Below are 2,031 nucleotides of genomic sequence, written 5' to 3'. Positions count from 1 at the left end.
GCTGCGGGTGCGCGCCACCGCGCACCAGCTCGACCTGCCGCCCGAGCGGCGCGCGGCCAATGTGCGCGGCGCCTTCGCCGTCGAGCCGCTGCGGCGCGGCGAGCTGGCGGGCCGGCACGTCGCCCTGGTCGACGACGTGATGACCAGCGGCGCGACACTGGCCGAACTGGCCCGCGTGCTGAAGCAGGCCGGCGCGGCGCGCGTCGAGACTTGGGTCGTCGCGCGCACGCCGCGGCCCACGGCGAGTGCCTGAGGCCCGCGACAATCGCGCCCATGTTCAACATCGTCCTCGTCCACCCCGAGATCCCGCCGAACACCGGCAACGTGATCCGGCTCGCGGCCAACACCGGCTGCGCACTGCACTTGATCGAGCCGCTCGGGTTCTCGATGGAAGACCGGCTGCTGCGGCGCGCCGGGCTCGACTACCACGAGTTCGCGCCGGTGAAGCGGCACGCCTCGTGGCTGGAATTCCTCGCCGCTGCACAGCCGGATCCGGCGCGCCTGTTCGCGTTCACGACGCGCGGCAGCCGGCCGTTCGCCGAGGTCGCCTGGCAGGCTGGCGACTGGCTGGTGTTCGGCTCCGAGACCGCCGGCCTGCCGGCCGATCTGCGCGAGACGTTTCCCACGGAGCAGCGCGTGCGCCTGCCGCTGCGCGAGGGGCAGCGCAGCCTGAACCTCAGCAATGCGGTCGCGGTCGCGGTGTTCGAGGCGTGGCGCCAGAACGGCTACGCCGGCGGGGCGTGACTACTCCGCTTGAACGCCGGCGGCCTTGATGACCTTGCCCCAGCGCTCGCGCTCCGACTTCATCAGGCTCGCCAGCGCCTCGGGCGCGGTGCCGGCAGCGCTGAAGTACTGGCCGAGGATCCGGCCGCGCACCTCGTCGGACTTGATGATGCGCACCAGCTCGGCCGACACCCGATCGATCACCGGCTGCGGCGTGCGGGCCGGCGCCAGCACCGCCTGCCACGAGATCGCCTCGAAGCCGGCGTAGCCCTGCTCGACGAAGGTCGGCAGGTCGGGCAGCGCACCGAAGCGGCCGAGCGTCGTGACGCCCAGCGCCTTCAGCTTGCCGGCCTTCACCTGCCCGATCGCGATGCCGGGCACCATGAAGCCGGCCTGCACCTGGCCGGCCAGGATGGCATTGACCACCTGCGGGAAGCCCTGGTAGGGCACGTGCACGATGTCGAGGCCGGCGCGCGCCTTGAACGATTCCATCGCCAGGTGCGCGGCGCTGCCGTTGCCGACGCTGCCGTAGTTCAGCTGGCCCTTGCGCTGCTTCGCGACGCGCACGAAATCGGCCAGCGTGTCGACGCCGAGCTTCGGGTCGACCACCAGCACGTTCGGCGAGGTCGCGACCAGCGTCACCGGCAGCAGGTCCTTCAGCGGGTCGTAGCCGAGCGATTTCGACAGCAGCGGCGCGGTCACCAGCGGCCCCTGGATCGTGAACAGGAAGGTGTAGCCGTCGGGCTCCGCCTTCGCCACCGCGCCGGTGCCCAGGTTGCCGCCGGCGCCGGGCTTGTTGTCGACGACGATCGCCTGGCCGAGCGCATGCGCGAGCGGCTCGGCCAGCAGCCGCGCGATGATGTCCGGCGAGCTGCCGGGCGGGAACGGCACGACGAGGCGGATCGGGCGGGCAGGCCAGGCCTGCGCACGCGCCGGCAGGGCGCTCGACAGCGCCGCGGCCGCAGCGGCGGCCAGCACATCACGACGGTTCAGGTTCATCCGTTGAAGCTTTCGGGGCGCGCGTCGCGCATCATCAGGAGCTGGATCGACTGATCCGGCGTGCGGCGCCCTTCGAGCACGCTGACCACCGCCTCGGTGATCGGCATGTCGATCGAGCACGAACGCGCGCGCCGCAGCGCGGTCGCGGCGCACGCGACCCCTTCGGCCACATGGCCGAGGTCGGCGAGGATCTTCGGCAGCGGCACGCCGTCGGCCAGCAGCAGGCCGACCTTGCGGTTGCGCGACAGGTCGCCGGTGGCGGTCAGCACCAGGTCGCCGAGACCGGACAGGCCCATGAAGGTGTCGGGC

Annotated in this window: 4 protein-coding genes; 2 read left to right on the top strand and 2 right to left on the bottom strand. The window is 72.4% G+C overall.

Going from position 1 to position 2,031, the window contains the following annotated elements; genetic code table 11:
- A partial coding sequence (locus AC1D12_RS31820; protein ID WP_477845165.1) for a ComF family protein occupies positions 1–253 on the top strand: 253 nt, incomplete at its 5' end.
- A 20-nt stretch (positions 254–273) separates the two neighbouring features.
- Positions 274–744 carry a tRNA (uridine(34)/cytosine(34)/5-carboxymethylaminomethyluridine(34)-2'-O)-methyltransferase TrmL gene (gene trmL, locus AC1D12_RS31815; protein WP_477845164.1) on the top strand — a complete coding sequence of 157 codons (471 nt, stop codon included), beginning with the start codon at positions 274–276 and terminating at the stop codon, positions 742–744.
- Here the strand turns inward: trmL and AC1D12_RS31810 are convergent, their stop codons facing one another.
- Both AC1D12_RS31810 and AC1D12_RS31805 read right to left on the bottom strand, forming a co-directional pair.
- Entirely contained in the window at positions 745–1,722 is a 978-nt protein-coding gene (locus AC1D12_RS31810) for a Bug family tripartite tricarboxylate transporter substrate binding protein (RefSeq protein ID WP_465114120.1), read from the bottom strand.
- The coding region (locus AC1D12_RS31805; protein WP_477845163.1) for an NAD(P)H-dependent glycerol-3-phosphate dehydrogenase at positions 1,719–2,031 on the bottom strand (313 nt) is incomplete at its 5' end. The genes AC1D12_RS31805 and AC1D12_RS31810, both read right to left, overlap by 4 nt.

The sequence above is a fragment of the Rhizobacter sp. P1_G5 genome, from assembly GCF_056405435.1.
Note: the sequence above shows the minus strand (reverse complement) of the source record. Positions and strands in the feature narration are given on the sequence as shown.